Annotated in this window: 13 protein-coding genes; 9 read left to right on the top strand and 4 right to left on the bottom strand. The window is 56.7% G+C overall.

What is annotated here, in order from left to right; genetic code table 11:
• The 9 genes from ACZ1HV_RS18580 to ACZ1HV_RS18540 are packed head-to-tail and all read left to right on the top strand — an operon-like array spanning position 1 to position 9,338.
• Entirely contained in the window at positions 1-1,110 is a 1,110-nt protein-coding gene (locus ACZ1HV_RS18580) for an ABC transporter ATP-binding protein (protein ID WP_298987064.1), read from the top strand.
• A 3-nt stretch (positions 1,111-1,113) separates the two neighbouring features.
• Positions 1,114-2,598, top strand: coding sequence for a GMC oxidoreductase (locus tag ACZ1HV_RS18575; RefSeq protein WP_472715966.1), 1,485 nt, complete (start codon positions 1,114-1,116; stop codon positions 2,596-2,598).
• The gene (locus tag ACZ1HV_RS18570) at positions 2,595-3,353 is read left to right on the top strand and encodes a 3-ketoacyl-ACP reductase (protein ID WP_472715965.1); all 759 of its coding nucleotides are present in this window, start codon (positions 2,595-2,597) and stop codon (positions 3,351-3,353) included. Before ACZ1HV_RS18575 ends, ACZ1HV_RS18570 begins: the two co-directional genes overlap by 4 nt.
• Positions 3,354-3,362: 9 nt before the next feature.
• Positions 3,363-4,955 carry a GMC family oxidoreductase gene (locus ACZ1HV_RS18565; RefSeq protein WP_472715964.1) on the top strand — a complete coding sequence of 531 codons (1,593 nt, stop codon included), beginning with the start codon at positions 3,363-3,365 and terminating at the stop codon, positions 4,953-4,955.
• Positions 4,952-5,266: a Dabb family protein gene (locus ACZ1HV_RS18560; RefSeq protein ID WP_472715963.1), complete on the top strand. Its 315-nt coding sequence runs from the start codon at positions 4,952-4,954 to the stop codon at positions 5,264-5,266. The genes ACZ1HV_RS18565 and ACZ1HV_RS18560 overlap by 4 nt, the downstream gene beginning before the upstream one ends.
• A 29-nt stretch (positions 5,267-5,295) precedes the next feature.
• Entirely contained in the window at positions 5,296-6,459 is a 1,164-nt protein-coding gene (locus ACZ1HV_RS18555) for a dihydrodipicolinate synthase family protein (protein ID WP_472715962.1), read from the top strand.
• Positions 6,460-6,476: 17 nt separating this feature from the next.
• Positions 6,477-7,484: a LacI family DNA-binding transcriptional regulator gene (locus ACZ1HV_RS18550; protein WP_298987052.1), complete on the top strand. Its 1,008-nt coding sequence runs from the start codon at positions 6,477-6,479 to the stop codon at positions 7,482-7,484.
• A 2-nt stretch (positions 7,485-7,486) separates the two neighbouring features.
• The gene (locus ACZ1HV_RS18545) at positions 7,487-8,749 is read left to right on the top strand and encodes a glycerate kinase type-2 family protein (protein WP_472715961.1); all 1,263 of its coding nucleotides are present in this window, start codon (positions 7,487-7,489) and stop codon (positions 8,747-8,749) included.
• A gap of 1 nt (position 8,750) precedes the next feature.
• Positions 8,751-9,338 carry an HAD family hydrolase gene (locus ACZ1HV_RS18540; protein ID WP_472715960.1) on the top strand — a complete coding sequence of 196 codons (588 nt, stop codon included), beginning with the start codon at positions 8,751-8,753 and terminating at the stop codon, positions 9,336-9,338.
• 2 nt (positions 9,339-9,340) lie between these two features.
• On the opposite strand, the gene cysG is transcribed toward ACZ1HV_RS18540, so the two are convergent.
• Genes cysG through nirB form a run of 4 tightly spaced genes read right to left on the bottom strand, consistent with a single transcriptional unit; the run spans position 9,341 to position 16,340 of the window.
• Entirely contained in the window at positions 9,341-10,828 is a 1,488-nt protein-coding gene (gene cysG, locus ACZ1HV_RS18535) for a siroheme synthase CysG (protein ID WP_472715959.1), read from the bottom strand.
• Positions 10,803-13,493, bottom strand: a complete 2,691-nt coding sequence (locus ACZ1HV_RS18530) for a nitrate reductase (protein ID WP_472715958.1) — start codon at positions 13,491-13,493, stop codon at positions 10,803-10,805. The genes cysG and ACZ1HV_RS18530 overlap by 26 nt, the downstream gene beginning before the upstream one ends.
• A 49-nt stretch (positions 13,494-13,542) precedes the next feature.
• Positions 13,543-13,890 carry a nitrite reductase small subunit NirD gene (gene nirD, locus ACZ1HV_RS18525; protein WP_298822406.1) on the bottom strand — a complete coding sequence of 116 codons (348 nt, stop codon included), beginning with the start codon at positions 13,888-13,890 and terminating at the stop codon, positions 13,543-13,545.
• Entirely contained in the window at positions 13,887-16,340 is a 2,454-nt protein-coding gene (gene nirB, locus ACZ1HV_RS18520; protein ID WP_472715957.1) for a nitrite reductase large subunit NirB, read from the bottom strand. Before nirB ends, nirD begins: the two co-directional genes overlap by 4 nt.
• Positions 16,341-16,342: the final 2 nt, after the last annotated feature.

The following is a 16,342-nucleotide window of genomic DNA, read 5'->3' as shown; positions in this document are numbered from 1 at the left end:
ATGGGCTTTCTCGACATCAAACAAGCGACCAAGTCCTATGGTGCCCTCCAGGTTCTTCAGGAAACCGACATTTCGGTGGAAGAAGGTGAGTTCCTCGTGCTCGTCGGGCCTTCAGGTTGCGGCAAGTCTACCCTGCTCAACATGATTGCCGGGCTTGAGGACATCACATCGGGCGAAATTGCCATACGCGGCAAAAGCATGAACGGCGTCAAACCCGCAGACCGCAACATCGCGATGGTGTTTCAGTCCTATGCGCTCTACCCGAACATGACAGTACGTGGAAACATCTCCTTCGGCATGGAAATGCACGGCATCCAGAAACCAGAACGGGAAAAGCGTATCGACCAGGTTTCCGATCTTCTGCAGATCAGTCATCTGCTTGACCGCAAACCCGGCCAGCTCTCTGGCGGCCAACGGCAACGTGTTGCCATGGGGCGGGCACTTGTGCGCGAGCCGGATGTATTCCTGTTCGACGAACCGCTGTCCAATCTTGATGCCAAGCTGCGTGTCGACATGCGCACCGAAATCAAGAAGCTTCACCAAAAACTTGGAACGACCATTGTTTACGTGACACACGATCAGATCGAGGCGCTGACCCTTTCGACCCGAATTGCAGTCATGTTCGGCGGCTATGTACAACAGCTCGGCACACCGAAGGAAATATACGACAATCCGGCAAACATGTTTGTTGCCGGTTTCATGGGGTCTCCATCCATGAATCTGTTTCCGGCCAAAGTTGTTTCCGGCGACGGCAAACCTGCTGCTGAAATCAAGCTTGCCGACGGCAAGACTGCGGCAGTGCCATTTGCCAAGGACGCACTGGCCTCCAGCATCGGACGCGACATAATCCTTGGCATCCGGCCGGAAGCGATTACCGACAAGGATGGCGCGGACCGCAACTCACAAGCTGTGCACATTGTAGAGGCCCCTGTTGAGGTTACGGAACCGGCAGGGTCCGACACCTTTGTCGTCAGCCAGATTGGCGGCAAGGACGTGACCGGACGCTTCCGGGCAGATGTTGCGGTGAATGCGGGCGATGTCTTCCCGTTTGCCTTTAACATGGAAAAGGCCGTCGCCTTTGATCCGAAGACAGAAAACCGGATCGCCTGACATATGAAAACCGCACCGGACATCGTCATCATTGGCAGCGGCATGGGCGGCGCGACCCTTGCTGCAGGTCTGGCGCCGTCCGGTGCACGCATAACGATTCTGGAACGCGGGCATCACATACCCGACGATGCGCCAACGCGGGATCCATGGCGGATTTATACCAACAGTGCATTCCGGTCCGATGAGACCTGGCTGGACGCCGAAGATAGGCCTTTTGAACCAGGCAACTATTACAATGTTGGTGGGAATTCCAAACTTTACGGCGCCGTTCTGCTCCGCTACCGGCAGGAAGATTTCGGCGAACTGGAGCATTTTGACGGCGTATCTCCAGCCTGGCCGTTTGGTTATGAGGAGCTGGCACCCTGGTACGATGCCGCCGAAGCGCTCTACAATGTGCGCGGCGACAGCAGCTCAGACAGCACGGAACCTCCGCATGCATCCGATTATCCTTTTCCACCTGTCCCTGATGAGCCCGCGATCAAAATAGCGCGTCAGCGGCTTGAGAATGCAGACACCAAACCATTCAGTCTGCCGCTTGGCATCGACATCGACCGTTGGCTCCAAGCCGGTGAAACCGGCTGGGACGGCTATCCGGATGTTAGATGCGGCAAGATGGATGCCGAGACCTGTGCACTCGCGGAAGCCCTTTCCCATGACAATGTTGACCTGATCACAGGCGCCGAAGTCACCCGGCTTGAAATGGAGCCGGGTTCACGGCGCATCACCTCTGTAACCTACAGCAAGGACGGAACGGACAGGTCGTTGAAACCGGCATATGTCGTCTTATGTGCAGGCGCAGTTCAATCCGCGGCCACGCTGCTCCGGTCAGGTGTTGCCAACAGCTCCGGTTACGTTGGCCGCTGTTTCATGAATCACAACGCAACAGCTGTCATCGCCGTCGATCCGAGATTTCGAAACGATGCTGTCTACCAAAAAACCTTCGGCATCAACGACTGGTATCTGTCCGACGGGTCGGAGGGGAAACCGCTTGGCAATGTGCAACTTCTCGGACGGGTCACGCCCGATATCTTGAAAATTCAGGTACCTCATTTGCCGATGTTCGCCGCCCGCTGGGTGTCACACCACGCATTGGACCTTTATCTGATCTCAGAAGACCTGCCGGATCCTGAAAGCCGGGTGGTTCTGAAGGGTGGCAAGATCCAACTGCGCTGGCGGCGGTCGAACATGACCGCGCACACCAAACTCGTCGCCAAGACAAAGAAAACTCTTCGAAAGGCAGGCTTTCCGATTATTCTGACGCGCCTCTTCGACGGACGTGTGCCTTCGCACCAATGTGGCACGGTTCGATTGGGAAGCGATCCGGAAACATCCGTTGTTGATCCTGATTGCCGTTCCTGGGACCACCCGAACCTTTTTGTAGCAGACGCAGCAGCACTGCCGACGTCAGCTGCCGTCAATCCGGCACTGACGGTCGCAGCCCTTGCCCTTCGCGCCGCCAAAAGAATTGAAAAGGATATGGCGGCATGACCAAGACTGCGCTCGTCACAGGCGGACAAAGAGGCATTGGACGCGGCATTTGCGAAGCGCTCGTCAAGGCGGGCTACCAGGTCGCGCTTCTTGCTCAGGTCGAATCCGACGATCGGGACGTAATCGATGCGCTCGATCAGCTCGGCTCAAAAGCTCGGTACTATCGTCACGACCTTCAGGAGGTAGCGGGTCACGCTGCCATACTCGACCGCATCGAAAACGAGTTCGGCTCCATCACCACACTTGTTTCAAATGCGGGCGTGCCGGCCAAATCACGTGGTGACCTGCTTGAGGTTCAACCAGACAGTTTTGATTTCGTTCTGGGCGTCAACCTGCGGGGTGCTTTCTTTCTTGCGCAAGAAGTAGCACGGCGAATGCTTGCAGTGCCTTCAGAGGCCTACCGGTCCTTGATCTTCGTGACCTCGGTCAGTGCCGAGATGGTGTCCGTAGAGCGCGCCGAATATTGCGTGTCGAAGGCCGGTGCAGCGATGATGGCGGACCTTTTTACCGCAAGGCTGGCGCCTCACGGCATTGGTGTCTTCCAGATACAGCCAGGCATCATTGAAAGCCCGATGACCGCAAGTGTGAAAGACAAATACACCACACGCATCGATGACGGCCTCGTACCGGTCCGGCGATGGGGCCAGCCGGAGGACATCGGCTCTGCGGTTGTCCCCCTGGTGCAGGGACAAATGGCCTACGCAACAGGCACGACGATCAAGGTTGACGGCGGGCTTTCAATCCCACGCCTTTGAGAGATGAAAATGGAAAACGGCTACGACTTCATCATAATCGGTGGCGGAAGCGCAGGGTCGGTTGTTGCGGCCCGACTGACCGAGGATCCGAACATCCAGGTGCTTCTGCTGGAAGCCGGAGGGCGTGACCGTCACCCATTTTATCATTTGCCGGCAGGTTTCGCGAAAATGACCAAGGGCATCGGGTCATGGGGTTGGCACACAGTCCCGCAAAAGCACATGAACAACAGGGTCTTCCGCTATACGCAAGCCAAGGTGATTGGCGGCGGGTCCGCAATCAACGCTCAGATTTACACACGCGGAAACGCCCGGGACTACGACGAATGGCGTCAACTGGGATGCGAGGGATGGGGTTTTGACGATGTCCTGCCCTACTACCGGAAAGCTGAAGACAACGACACTTATGACAACCGGTATCACGGCAAGGGTGGACCGCTCGGCGTTTCGAAGCCTTGTGCGCCTCTTCCGATTTGCGAAGCCTATTTCGAAGCAGCGGCCAAGCTGGGCATTCCAAAAAACGAAGACGTGACCGGCGAGACACAGGACGGAGTTGCCTACTATCAGTTGACCCAGAAAAATGCGCGCAGGTCGTCGGCGGCGATGGCCTATCTCGCCCCAAATCTTGACCGTTCCAATCTGCATGTGCGCACCGGCGCCAATGTTCGCCGGATCGTTGTGGAGGGCGGAAGGGCAACAGGCGTGGAATTGGTCGACGGTACCAGGCTCTCAGCGGGCACGGAAGTCATCCTTTCTTCCGGCTCCATCGGTTCACCGCGTCTTCTTCAGCTTTCGGGCATTGGCCCAGCGGCGGAGTTGCGTGATCTTGGAATTGACGTCGTACTCGATCGTCCTTCCGTCGGTACAAACCTTCAGGATCATCTGGATCTTTATTGTATCTGCGAGGTCAGCGGCCCGCACACTTACGACCGTTTCGCCAAACCGCATCTGTCAGTGCTTGCCGGACTGCAATACATCTTCACGCGGCGTGGGCCGGTATCCTCCAGTCTCTTTGAAACGGGAGGCTTCTGGTACGCAGATCCGGAAGCACGCTCGCCGGATCTTCAGTTTCACCTTGGTCTTGGTACCGGCATCGAATCCGGTGTCGCGGCAATGCCGGACGGCGGCGTCACGCTCAATTCGTGCTACCTGCGACCGCGCTCGCGCGGAACCGTCCGGCTCCGCAGTTCAGACCCCTCGGATGAGCCTCTGATCGACCCGAACTACCTGCAAGACCCCAAAGATCGCGAGATGTCGATCCGAGGGCTCAGGCTCACACAGGAAATCCTGGCACAGGAACCGTTGAAACCGTTCATAAAGGCAGAGCGACTTCCTGGCCCCGATATCAAGAGCGATGAGGCCTACTTTCGCTTCATCTGCGAACACTCAAAGACGTCCCACCACCCAGCCGGCACATGCCGGATGGGCATTGACGACCAGGCGGTCGTTGACCCCAGATTGCGGTTCAACGGCATCGAAAATTTGCGTGTCGTCGATGCCTCCATCATGCCGAATGTCATTTCGTCCAACACCAATGCTGCGGCCATCATGATCGGCGAAAAAGCCTCCGACATGATCCGCCAAGATCACGGAACCACATCATGATCCGCCATATCGTTCTCATCAAATTCAATCCGGATGTAACGGAAGAGACGATCGCCGAGCTCTTTCAGGAGCTTCGCGAGATCGAAAAGCAGGTACCGGGCATCCGCGACATCACGTCCGGACGCAGCGAGAGCCCGGAAAAGATTGAACGCGGTTACATGCACGGCTTTGTGGTCGACTTCGATGACTGGGACGCACTGGAACGATATCAGACCCATCCTGACCACAAGGCGCTCGGCGCCAAACTGGTCGCCAACGCCATCGGCGGAATTGACGGCATTCTGGTGCTGGATATTCCAGTGCCGGCCTGAGCAGCTGCCAACAAAATCCGGAGCCGCAGATGCTGAACCTCCCGACTTACGAAAACAGGCTCGAAGTTTATACGCCGACAGGCGATGCCCTGACACCGCGAGCCCCACGAACAACCTTGACCCGTACCGCTTTTGCAGCCGCCCATGTGGTCTCCGACCCGCTTGCTGAACGCGCGCCCTGGGAGGGATCCCCCGCGGTGGACTGGGACAATACATTGCGATTCCGTCGCTGGCTCTGGGACCAGGGCCTTGGACTGGCAGAGGCCATGGATACGGCACAGCGCGGCATGGGCGTTGACTGGCCAACGGCAAAGGAACTTATCGAACGCACCATGCGAGAAGCCAAGGTGCATCCGATGAAACCGCGTGTTGCCTGTGGTGCCGGGACGGACCAGAAAGCGCCGGAAGAGCTGGCAACACTCCATGACATTCAAGCAGCCTATTGCGAGCAGATGGAAGCGATTGAGGCCGCAGGCGGGCAAATCATCTTGATGGCATCACGCGCCTTTCCAGCTATCGATGCCAGTGCCGACGACTATGCCAAAGCCTATGGTGCATTGCTTGAGCAAGCGTCCGAACCAGTGGTTCTTCACTGGCTGGGAAACATGTTTGATCCCGCTTTGAAAGGGTACTGGGGCAGTGAAGACGTTGACACAGCATCAGACCTCGTTCTTCAGATCATCAATGCAAACAAATCGAAGGTCGACGGCATCAAGATATCGCTTTTGGATCAGGCGCACGAAGAAAGCTTTCGTGCACGGCTACCCGAAGGTGTCCGTCTCTATACCGGTGATGACTTCAACTACGCTCCGTTGATTGAGGGCGATGGCACGCGCCATTCCCACGCACTTCTGGGTGCTTTCGCAGCCATTGCGCCGGTGGCGAGCCAGGCATTGGAAGCGCTTGCGGAAAATGATCTTGAAACCTACCACGCGCTGTTCGCACCGACAGTTCCCCTCAGCCGCGAATTGTTCAAGGCGCCAACCCGTTTCTACAAGGCGGGAATTGCCTTTCTGGCGTGGTTGAACGATGCCCAGAACCACTTCGTCATGCCGGGCGGGTTTCAATCTTCGCGTGAAATTACGCATTATGCCGAGGTCTTTCGGCTTGCAGACAAGGCCCGATTGTTGTCAAAGCCTGATATAGCCGTGGAACGAATGCGACTTTTGTTAAAGCTTCACGGCGTTGGTTGATCAGCTTTGGAAGGCGAATGAAGAAAAGACCGACGATCCTGGATGTCGCAAAACACGCCGGTGTATCAAAATCGACCGTGTCGCTCGTTTTGCAGAATTCCCCGTCGGTGAAGAAGTCGACCCGCGATGAAGTCAACCACGCCATCGAAATCCTCGGCTATGTCTACAACAGATCAGCGGCCGGTTTGCGCGGCGCGTCATCAGGACTGGTCGGACTGATTATCAATGACTTGCGAAATCCGTTCTTCACCGAGTTCGCAGCATCGGCTCAGATGACCTTTGCGCGCAAAGGCTATTCAACAGTTGTTGCCAACACGGACGAAGACCCTGAGACTCAATCTCAGGTGATCGCTTCCATGATTGAGCATGGCGTCTCGGCATTCGTGATTTCTCCAGCCTATGACGCAAGTGGCTCAGCCTTTGACAGCATCCAGCGTGCCGGCATTCCAACGCTACAGGTCCTCAGACAGATCGATGAGAGAACCAGCGTCTTTCCGTTCGCTTCGCACAATTATGTTGCCGGGGGAGAGTTGGCAACAAACCACTTGATTGAAGCAGGTTGCCGAAAAATAGCCTTCGCCGGGGGCCTGGAAGAGCGCCCGGTTACCCTGGAAAGGATGTCGGGATACTGCAATGTCATGAAGGCGCGAGGCCTTCCCGTCGAAACTTTCTATGGCCGCCCGTCGCGAGCCTTCGGCCGTGAAATCGCACTGGAGATCACGACCAAGCATCCGGATATCGACGCGGCGATATGCTTCAGTGATCTGGTGGCTCTCGGCATGCTGTCCGGTTTTGCTGAAGCAGGTGCGCGCGTTGGAGATGAATTCAAGCTCATCGGCTTCGACGACATTGAAGAAAGTTCCCTTGTCTATCCCCGTCTCAGTTCTGTACGGTGCGACACCGGAGCGTTCGGAGAACATGCGGCAGAAGCCATGCTTGCGTGGATTGTGGATGGCGTACGTCCACCCGACACCAAGCGCTACGACGTGGAACTGATCAAACGCCAATCCAGCCTCGGAATCTGATCATGAAAACTAGCCCTGATGCGCTCTTGAAGCGCCTGTTCGATGTTGCCGTCGCGGCGGCCGATCCGATGGTCTGTGTTCCAAAACACTTGCCGGAAAAACCCTCTGGCCGCTTGTTGGTTATTGGAGCCGGCAAAGCCTCTGCGCGCATGGCGGAAGCGCTTGAAGCGGCGTGGGGTCCGGTTGACGGGCTTGTCATTACACGCGATGGCTACGCGAGGCCCTGCACCGGAATAGAGATAATAGAAGCGTCTCATCCGGTCCCGGACCAGCGAGGTCTCGACGCCACTGCCAGACTTTTGGAACTCCTCGAAGGTCTTGAAGACGGTGATAGGGTCATCGCTCTTATCTCCGGCGGTGCGTCCGCATTACTGGAAAATCCAGCTGGTGAAATCTCGCTCGAAGACCTACGTAAACTCAACGAGGATCTTCTGTCCTCCGGCGCGCCCATCGATCAGATGAATACGGTGAGGAAGCATGTGAGCCGCGTCAAAGGCGGACAGTTGGCAGCGGCCGCCTATCCTGCGCACATGACCTCGCTGATCGTTTCCGACGTCGCAGGCGACGACCCCGCCTTTATTGCATCTGGTCCGACTGTTGGAGACAACACCAGCTCTGAAGATGCTAAGTTGATTTTGGCAAGCAACGAAATCAAAATTCCAAAATCTATTGAAGAGGTGCTGATGGCGCCAACCGGCGTATTGCCGATGGGTGCACCAAAGCTGTCACAGACTGAAAACATCATTGTCGCCGCACCTTCCTTGTCCCTAAAGGCGGCAAGCGAATTGGCTGAGGCGGAGGGAATTGCGGTTACGCTCTTGGGCGATGCCATTGAGGGCGAAGCGCGTGACCTTGCACAAGAGCATGCAAGCCTGGCCCTTAAGGTACAGGCAGAGCTATCACCCGGTGACAAGCCCCGGCTGCTCCTCTCAGGTGGAGAATGTACCGTCACGCGCCGAGGTGACGGTATCGGTGGACCAAACGCGGAATATGCGCTCGCGCTCGCATTGGCTTTGAACAACCAGCCGGGCATTTACGCAATTGCCTGCGATACGGATGGTGTGGACGGAGCAGCGGATGTTGCCGGGGCACGCGTCAGTCCTCAGACATTGTCAAAGGCATCAGAAAATGGGGTCAATGCGGCGGCCATGCTGGCGGGCAACGACAGTCACAGTTTCTTTGATTTGATCGGCGACCAGATTGTCACAGGCCCAACTTTGACCAATGTGAACGATTTCCGGGCAATCCTGATCGAAAGTGTCTGAAATGCGGGACCTTGAAGCACGGATCAATGCCGCAGAAGCATTGATTTTCGATTGCGACGGGACGCTCTTGAAGACGCCGGATCTATATACGCTTGGCTGGCAGTCAGCTTTTGGCGCAGCAGGGCTGAAGATGGATGCAGATTGGTATCACGCGCGCGCCGGCATGTCCGAACATGTGCTCATGGATGAGTTCGAGGCGGAAAGGGGCGTGACCCTCGATCGCAGCCAGACAGTACGCGACCTCCGAAAGGCCGTCCTTCGGCAAATGCACACGGTCGCGGAAATCCCTGCCATCGCATCAATTGCCCGCAAGTATCATGACAGAAAACCGGTCGCTGTGGCATCGGGAGGCCCAAAGGCCATTGTGATCCCGGCTTTGGAGGCGGCCGGTTTACTGCCGCTTTTCAAGTCCGTCGTCACAATGGACGACGTCGCCAACGCAAAGCCCTCGCCGGACCTGTTTCTTTTGGCTGCCGAAAATCTGGCAATTCCAGCAAAGGCCTGTCTGGTCTTTGAAGATAGTCCACAGGGGCTACTTGCCGCCGAAAGAGCCGGGATGTCAGCAATTGACGTAAGCGGTCTTATGTAGTCTCACGCAGTTGCAGTCTGCGCCGCGCGCTGTTGCCCGGGCAATGTGTGCTGTTCAATGCATGTTTGCGCAAAGACATCGCCCACAGCAATGAGAACCGGACCTGTTGACTGCAGACTGTCGACACCTTTTGCCAAATTTGAAAGGCAACCTGACCATGAAGCCGCGTTGTGGCGGGAGATATTGGTCATCACTCTCACGGGCGTTTGTGATGACAGGCCCTCGGCAATCAATCGCGCACTGATCCGCTCTGCCATACGCCCGGCCATGTAAAACACCGTCGTGGTCGCAGGGTCTGTGAGCCCTTTCCAGTCGACGTTTTCTGGCAACTTTCCATTGCGCGCATGCCCCGTCACGAACCGTACCGATTGCGCGTGATCGCGATGGGTCAGCGAAATGCCGAGTTCGGCAGCCATCGCGGATGCAGAAGTAATGCCCGGCACAACGCTCGCTGGAATACCCTCATCAGAAAGGCGCTGAAGTTCCTCGCCCGCACGGCCGAATATCATCGGGTCGCCGGATTTCAGCCGAACCACATTCTTGCCCTGCCTTGCCAGGGAGACCATCAGATCGTTGATATCCTCTTGCCGGCAGCTCTCCCGGCCACCCCGCTTTCCGACCATCATTCGTTTCGCCTCTCGGCGGGCGAGCTCCAACACAGTGTCGTCAACTAGATCATCGAACAAAATGACATCGGCGGCCTGCAAGGCCCGCATCGCTTTCAACGTCAGGTTTTCCGCATCGCCCGGGCCTGCTCCGACCAGCGTCACGCGCCCTTGCCTTACATGGCCGGCCTCGTCGAGGAGTTGTTCGAATTCTTCAAGATCCATTGTTTCGGGGACTGATCTGGATGAAAACGCCAGATCGACGAAACGCTCCCAGAAGCGGCGGCGTTCAGCCCCCACCGCCAGCGATTTCATAACGCGCCCGCGGACTTGTTGCGCCAGCACAGCCCAAACGCGCAGTGAGGACGGCAATAGAGTTTCAATCCGCCGGCGAATCGCTTGCCCCAAGATGGGCGCAGCCCCATTGGTTGAAACGCCAATAACGACGGGCGATCTATTTACTATCGATCCGAACTGGAACTCACAAAACGGCGGATTATCGATAACGTTGACAGGTACACCGACTGACTTTGCAGCGCAGTAAAAAGCTTGAGCTTCACCTTGTGACCCCGCATCGGCGATCGCAAGGCATGCACCTTCAAAGCTGTCCATCGACCAGCGCTTTTGGTGGTGAACAAAACGCCCTTTGACACTTCCGGCCTCGAGCAACCGCTCGAAAGTCTGCTCCAACTGCTCAGCGAAAACGTGAACTTCCGCTCCTGCTGCCGCCAGAAGTTCAGCCTTCCAGGCTGCGGCATCCGTTCCACCGGCCAGAACAACCCGCTTGCCTTCCAGGGAGAAAAACAAAGGCACAATTGCTAGGGGTTCGACCCGGACAACCTGGCGTTTGGACCCGACTTCAACCGGCCTGCGCAATGTCGACATCCTCCGAGATCTCCCTGCTGAAACCATCAATGATCGCCTGGATCTCAGAACGGCAAGACCCGCAATTCGTTCCGGCCTCCAGGCAAGCACCAATGGCGCTTAAACTGGTGGCTCCATCCTTGACAGCAGCCGCAATCTGGCTGTTGCCGACCTGAAAGCAGGAACACACGATAGCGCCCTTGTCGGGCATATCAGCTGGAGAGCGACCCGCCAGAACCTTGAAACGCTGGTCCCTGGAAAGGGCAGGGTTCTCAAGCAGGCTGCAGGCCCATTGACGCGACACGGAAACTGGATCTTTTGAAAAGAAAAATGCCCCGTCCAAATCATCGCCGCACCACCCGGCAACGCGCAGATTTCCAGACTTGCGATCTTCGAAACTGAGCGGCTCTATTGCGTCGCCCATAAGGCTTTCGGCAAGAGCTGTGAGATCGATCTGCTCAATTCCGGCCATCTCGATCCGCCAGCCGCCTCTGGTCGGTGCGACCGCCCAATAATCAACGTCCAGCTTCTGTGGCTTGATGCGCACCACAGCGAAGCCGTACCAGGAAAACTGTATTTTCCGAATTGCGACCGGGGTGAATTTCGATCCCGGTTGACCGGAGACAGGGTCGGTTTCAGGTGCGACAACGGCGTCCACCCGCGCTTGTGAGGCGACCTGATCCGTCCAGTGCATCGGCACAAACACTGTGCCTTTGAGGACTTTTTCCGTCACCTGCGCACGCACCATGACCGCGCCAAACGGGCTTTTCACCTCAACGAGGTCAGCCGCATTGATGCCGGATTGCTCTGCATCCGATGGATGAATTTCCAGGTAAGGCTCTGCAATATGTGCGGCGAGGCGCGGAGTCTTACCGGTCCGGGTCATCGTATGCCATTGATCGCGGATACGGCCTGTGTTGAGAACAAAAGGATATTTGCGTCCGATCTCGCGCGGCTCTCCGACTTTCGTCGCCACGAAAGTCGCCTTGCTATCTGGGGTGAAGAAGTTTCCGTGTGCGAAAAAACGTGTATCTCCGTCTGACCGCCTCTTACTCGACTGCGGCCACTGGAGGGGTTCCAGGCCATCGAATTCCGAAAGTGTCAGGCCAGCCAAGGCGCTGATATCAAAATCGCGGCTGCCCTGGTTTTCATGTCCGGAGAGAGCGGCGTGTTCGCGAAAGATCGCATCAGGACCTGAATAGTCAAAGGCCTCTTCGAAGCCCATGCGACAGGCAACCTCGCTCAATTGCCACCAATCAGGTCTGACTTCTCCCGGAAGATCGAGCAGGCTTCTCTGCCTTGAAATCCGCCGTTCGGAATTGGTAACAGTGCCATCTTTTTCGCCCCAGGCAGCTGCTGGCAGCAGCACATTGGCATACTCAACCGTATCAGCGGCCCTGGTCACGTCGGAAACAACAACGAACGGACACGTTTTCAGAGCATCGGCAACGCCATCGGCATCCGGCAGGCTGTCGACAGGGTTTGTCGCCATGATCCACAAAGCCTTGATCTTACCGCTGCGCACCGCACGGAACAGATCAACCGCCTTGAGCCCTGGCCTTTCGGCAATGACCGGACTTTGCCAGAATTCTTGTACAATGGCGCGATGCCTCGGGTTCTCGATCGCCATATGCGCTGCAAGCATATTGGCAAGGCCGCCAACCTCTCGCCCACCCATAGCATTGGGTTGCCCTGTCACCGAGAAGGGGCCCATGCCTGCTCTACCGATGCGTCCGGTTGCCAGGTGGGTATTGATGATCGCATTGACCTTGTCGGTCCCGGTGGTGGACTGATTGACGCCCTGGCTATAAACGGTGACGGTTTTTTCCGTGCGCGCAACCATAGTGTAAAAAGTTGCCAGATCACGCGGCGCCAGACCTGTCGCCTTTGCAATCTGTTTGATTTCACAAGCGCCAGCCGTCGCCAACGCGTCTTTAAATCCCTTCGTGTGGGTCTTGATATAGGCCTGGTTCAACGCCCCCGCTTCCGAAAGGAATGCCAGCAGACCGTTGAACAGGGCAACGTCAGCGTCGGGCTTCAGCGCCAGATGCAGATCCGCAATGGCGCAGGTTGCTGTTTCTCTCGGGTCAACCACAACGACCCGCATCTGCGGATTGGCCGCCTTCGCAGCTTCGACTCTCTGAAATAGAACGGGATGGCACCAGGCAAGATTGGACCCGACCAGCACCAGCAGCTCACAGGTCTCCAGATCCTCATAGGTTCCCGGGACCGTATCACTGCCAAATGCGCGCCTATGGCCGGCAACCGAAGAGGCCATGCACAAACGCGAATTCGTGTCGATATTGGCCGACCCGATGAACCCCTTCATCAGCTTGTTCGCGACGTAATAATCTTCAGTCAGTATTTGACCTGATACATAAAAGGCAACGCTATCGGGCCCGTGTTCGCGAACAGCCTGGGAGAAGCGCCCTGCGACAAGATCGAGAGCCTCGTCCCAACTTGCTTGTGTGCCCTCGATTTCCGGATGAAGCAGCCGATCGTCCAGTGAAAGCGTCTCACCCAGGGCCGAGCCCTTGGAACACAGTCGCCCGAAATTCGACGGGTGTTCCGGATCACCTGAAATAGCGACCGACCCATCCTCCTTGACCTGTGCAAGCACGCCACAACCCACCCCGCAATAGGGGCAGGTTGTCTTGACCGTTTTTACTGTTTCTTGACCGGCCATACGGCGAAGCTCCTTGGGCTTTCCTCGATTTTTGTTTTGATGTGTTTGTTCAGGCAGCCGTTCGGCGGGCCAGATCGTCGGCTGCGAGCAAAATCGTTCCGTTCTCGATCTTTGCGGTCGTGACGGGAACCTTGCCATTGTCAGCGCCTTGTGCGAGGCCCGTTGCGAGATCAAAAACCCAGTTGTGCAAGGGGCAGGTCACCGACGTCCCGTGGACGATGCCCTGGCTGAGCGGCCCGCCCTTGTGAGGGCAGCGATCATCAAGCGCATAGACCTCATCATTGACGGTTCTGAACACCGCGATACAACCAGCCGATGTTTTCACAACCCGTGCGCCCTCGCGAGGTATGTCGGACAACGCTCCGATAGCGACCCAGTTTCTGGTTTCCGCCGTCATTCCGCAGCCTCCCTGGTGAATACAGCCATAGGATTGAATTCGTGTTTGTCCTTCCCGGACACACGCTCTGACCAGGGATCAACCTGCGCGAATTTCTGCGAGAAGACGAAGCGCCCGAAATAGGCTTTGCGCCGATCATGATCTTCCATGATCTGTTGCCGGATCTCGTCATATCCGACACGCTTTGCCCATTTGTAGATCCGCTCCAGATACCAGCCCTGCTCCCGGTACATCTGCGTGAGCGCGACAACATGCTCAAGGACCTCTTCCTCGGTCTTGACCAGCCCAAGGACTTCCGTCCCCTTGATATCGAGGCCGGCGGCACCTGCGTAGTGGATCTCAAATCCGCTGTCGACACAGACCACGCCAATGTCCTTGCAAGTCGCCTCAGAACAGTTGCGCGGGCAGCCGGAGACCGCCAGTTTCAGTTTTGCCGGCGTCCAGGACCCCCACATGAATTTTTCGAGCTTGATGCCGAGACCGGTAGAATCCTGAGTTCCGAAACGGCACCAGTCGGATCCAACACAGGTTTTGACGGTACGCAGGCCCTTTGCATACGCTTGACCGGAAACAAATCCCGCCTTCCCAAGGTCTTCCCAGACCGCCGGCAGGTCTTCTTTCTTGATACCCAGCATGTCGATGCGCTGACCGCCGGTACATTTGACCGCCGGGATGTCGAATTTGTCGACAACGTCGGCTATCGCCCTCAGTTCCTTGGACGATGTCATCCCGCCCCACATCCGCGGAACAACCGAATATGTGCCGTCTTTCTGAATGTTGGCGTGAACACGCTCATTGATGAACCGGGATTGATAGTCATCGGCATATTCATCCGGCCAGTCCGAAACCAGATAATAGTTCAGCGCCGGGCGGCACTTGGCACAGCCACCGGACGTCGTCCACTCCAGTTCCTGCATGACTGACGGAATGGTTTTGAGTTCCTTCGACTTGATAAGACGACGAACCTCGTCATGGCCCAGAGGGGTACAGCCGCACATGGGTGTCACCGCCGCCGGGTTGTATGCATCGCCAAGGGTCACTTGCATCAGCTGCTCGACCAGGCCGGAGCAGGTTCCGCAAGACGCAGAAGCCTTGGTATGCGCCCGGACATCATCCAGGCTGGTCAGGTCCTTGTCCCTGATCGTGGTAACGATCTTTCCTTTACATACGCCGTTGCAGCCGCAGATTTCCGCATCATCCGGCAAGGCTGCAACGGCCGCCATAGGGTCCAGCGGGGCACTCCCCTGGTAGGCCTGGCCAAAAATCAGTGTCTCGCGCATTTCCGAGACATCCGTTCCCTTCTTGAGAAGATCGAAGAACCAAGGACCATCGGACGTCTCCCCATAAAGGACCGCTCCAATGATCTTGTCGTCCTTCAGGACAAGGCGTTTGTAGACACCAGCAGCCGCGTCCCGCAGTACGATCTCTTCGCGATCCTCGCCTTCTGCAAAGTCGCCAGCGGAATAAAGATCAACTCCGGTTACCTTGAGCTTGGTCGCCGTGACAGAGCCGGCGTAACCCGACGATCCCTCCAGCAGATTGTCGGCAATCACCTCCGCCATTTCATAAAGGGGTGCAACCAGACCGTAGCAGGCGCCCTGATGTTCGACACATTCGCCAAGGGCGAAAATGTCGGTATCGCTGGTCCGCATGTCATCCGTGACAAGTATGCCGCGATTAACGTCTAGCCCGATGGATTTCGCCAGTCCGGTTGATGGCCGGATGCCAACAGCCATGACGATGATACTCGCTTCGATCTCCGCACCGTCATCCAGACGTATAGCCTTCACATTGCCATTGCCGTCATCGACAATCTCGTGGCTATTGGCTTTGGTACGGACATCAATGCCACGCCGCTTGAATTCTTCTTCCAGTAGGTGCCCTGCGGCCGGGTCGAGCTGACGTTCCATAAGGGTCGGCATGAGATGAAGAACGGTGACCTCCATACCCTGCATTTTCAAACCGGCGGCCGCTTCCAATCCCAGAAGTCCGCCACCAATCACCACTGCGCGCCCACCGCGTTCAGCCGCTGCAAGCATCTTGTCCACATCATCCAGATCCCGGTAGGTCAGAACGCCATCGAGGTCTTTGCCCGGAAGCGGAATGATGAATGGGTTGGAACCTGTCGCAATCACCAGCTTGTCGTACGTGGCAGTAACACCGTTTTCCGACGTGACGGTTTTTGAGGTCCGGTCGATATTGCTCACACGCGCCGACTTGTGAAGCGTGATGCCATGCTCGGCATACCAATCATCACCATGGGTGATGATGTCTTCATAGGTTTTCTCCCCAGAGAGGACAGGGGACAACATCAACCTGTTGTAGTTGACCCTCGGCTCGGCGTTGAAAATTGTGACCTCGTAGGCCTCTTTGTCCTTTTCGAGCAGATATTCAAGCATCCGCCCTGGGGCCATGCCGTTCCCGACGATGACAAGTTTCTGTTTGCTCATTG

This window comes from Roseibium sp. JB4-4 (genome assembly GCF_055693425.1).
The sequence above is the reverse complement of the archived record's forward strand: the minus strand, read 5'-3'. Positions and strand labels throughout refer to the sequence as shown.

Coding starts and splice junctions, on each gene's coding strand:
- ACZ1HV_RS18580 (WP_298987064.1), top strand. CDS start 1: ATGGGCTTTCTCGACATCAAACAAGCGACCAAGTCCTATGGTGCCCTC.
- ACZ1HV_RS18575 (WP_472715966.1), top strand. CDS start 1,114: ATGAAAACCGCACCGGACATCGTCATCATTGGCAGCGGCATGGGCGGC.
- ACZ1HV_RS18570 (WP_472715965.1), top strand. CDS start 2,595: ATGACCAAGACTGCGCTCGTCACAGGCGGACAAAGAGGCATTGGACGC.
- ACZ1HV_RS18565 (WP_472715964.1), top strand. CDS start 3,363: ATGGAAAACGGCTACGACTTCATCATAATCGGTGGCGGAAGCGCAGGG.
- ACZ1HV_RS18560 (WP_472715963.1), top strand. CDS start 4,952: ATGATCCGCCATATCGTTCTCATCAAATTCAATCCGGATGTAACGGAA.
- ACZ1HV_RS18555 (WP_472715962.1), top strand. CDS start 5,296: ATGCTGAACCTCCCGACTTACGAAAACAGGCTCGAAGTTTATACGCCG.
- ACZ1HV_RS18550 (WP_298987052.1), top strand. CDS start 6,477: ATGAAGAAAAGACCGACGATCCTGGATGTCGCAAAACACGCCGGTGTA.
- ACZ1HV_RS18545 (WP_472715961.1), top strand. CDS start 7,487: ATGAAAACTAGCCCTGATGCGCTCTTGAAGCGCCTGTTCGATGTTGCC.
- ACZ1HV_RS18540 (WP_472715960.1), top strand. CDS start 8,751: ATGCGGGACCTTGAAGCACGGATCAATGCCGCAGAAGCATTGATTTTC.
- cysG (WP_472715959.1), bottom strand. CDS start 10,828: ATGTCGACATTGCGCAGGCCGGTTGAAGTCGGGTCCAAACGCCAGGTT.
- ACZ1HV_RS18530 (WP_472715958.1), bottom strand. CDS start 13,493: ATGGCCGGTCAAGAAACAGTAAAAACGGTCAAGACAACCTGCCCCTAT.
- nirD (WP_298822406.1), bottom strand. CDS start 13,890: ATGACGGCGGAAACCAGAAACTGGGTCGCTATCGGAGCGTTGTCCGAC.
- nirB (WP_472715957.1), bottom strand. CDS start 16,340: ATGAGCAAACAGAAACTTGTCATCGTCGGGAACGGCATGGCCCCAGGG.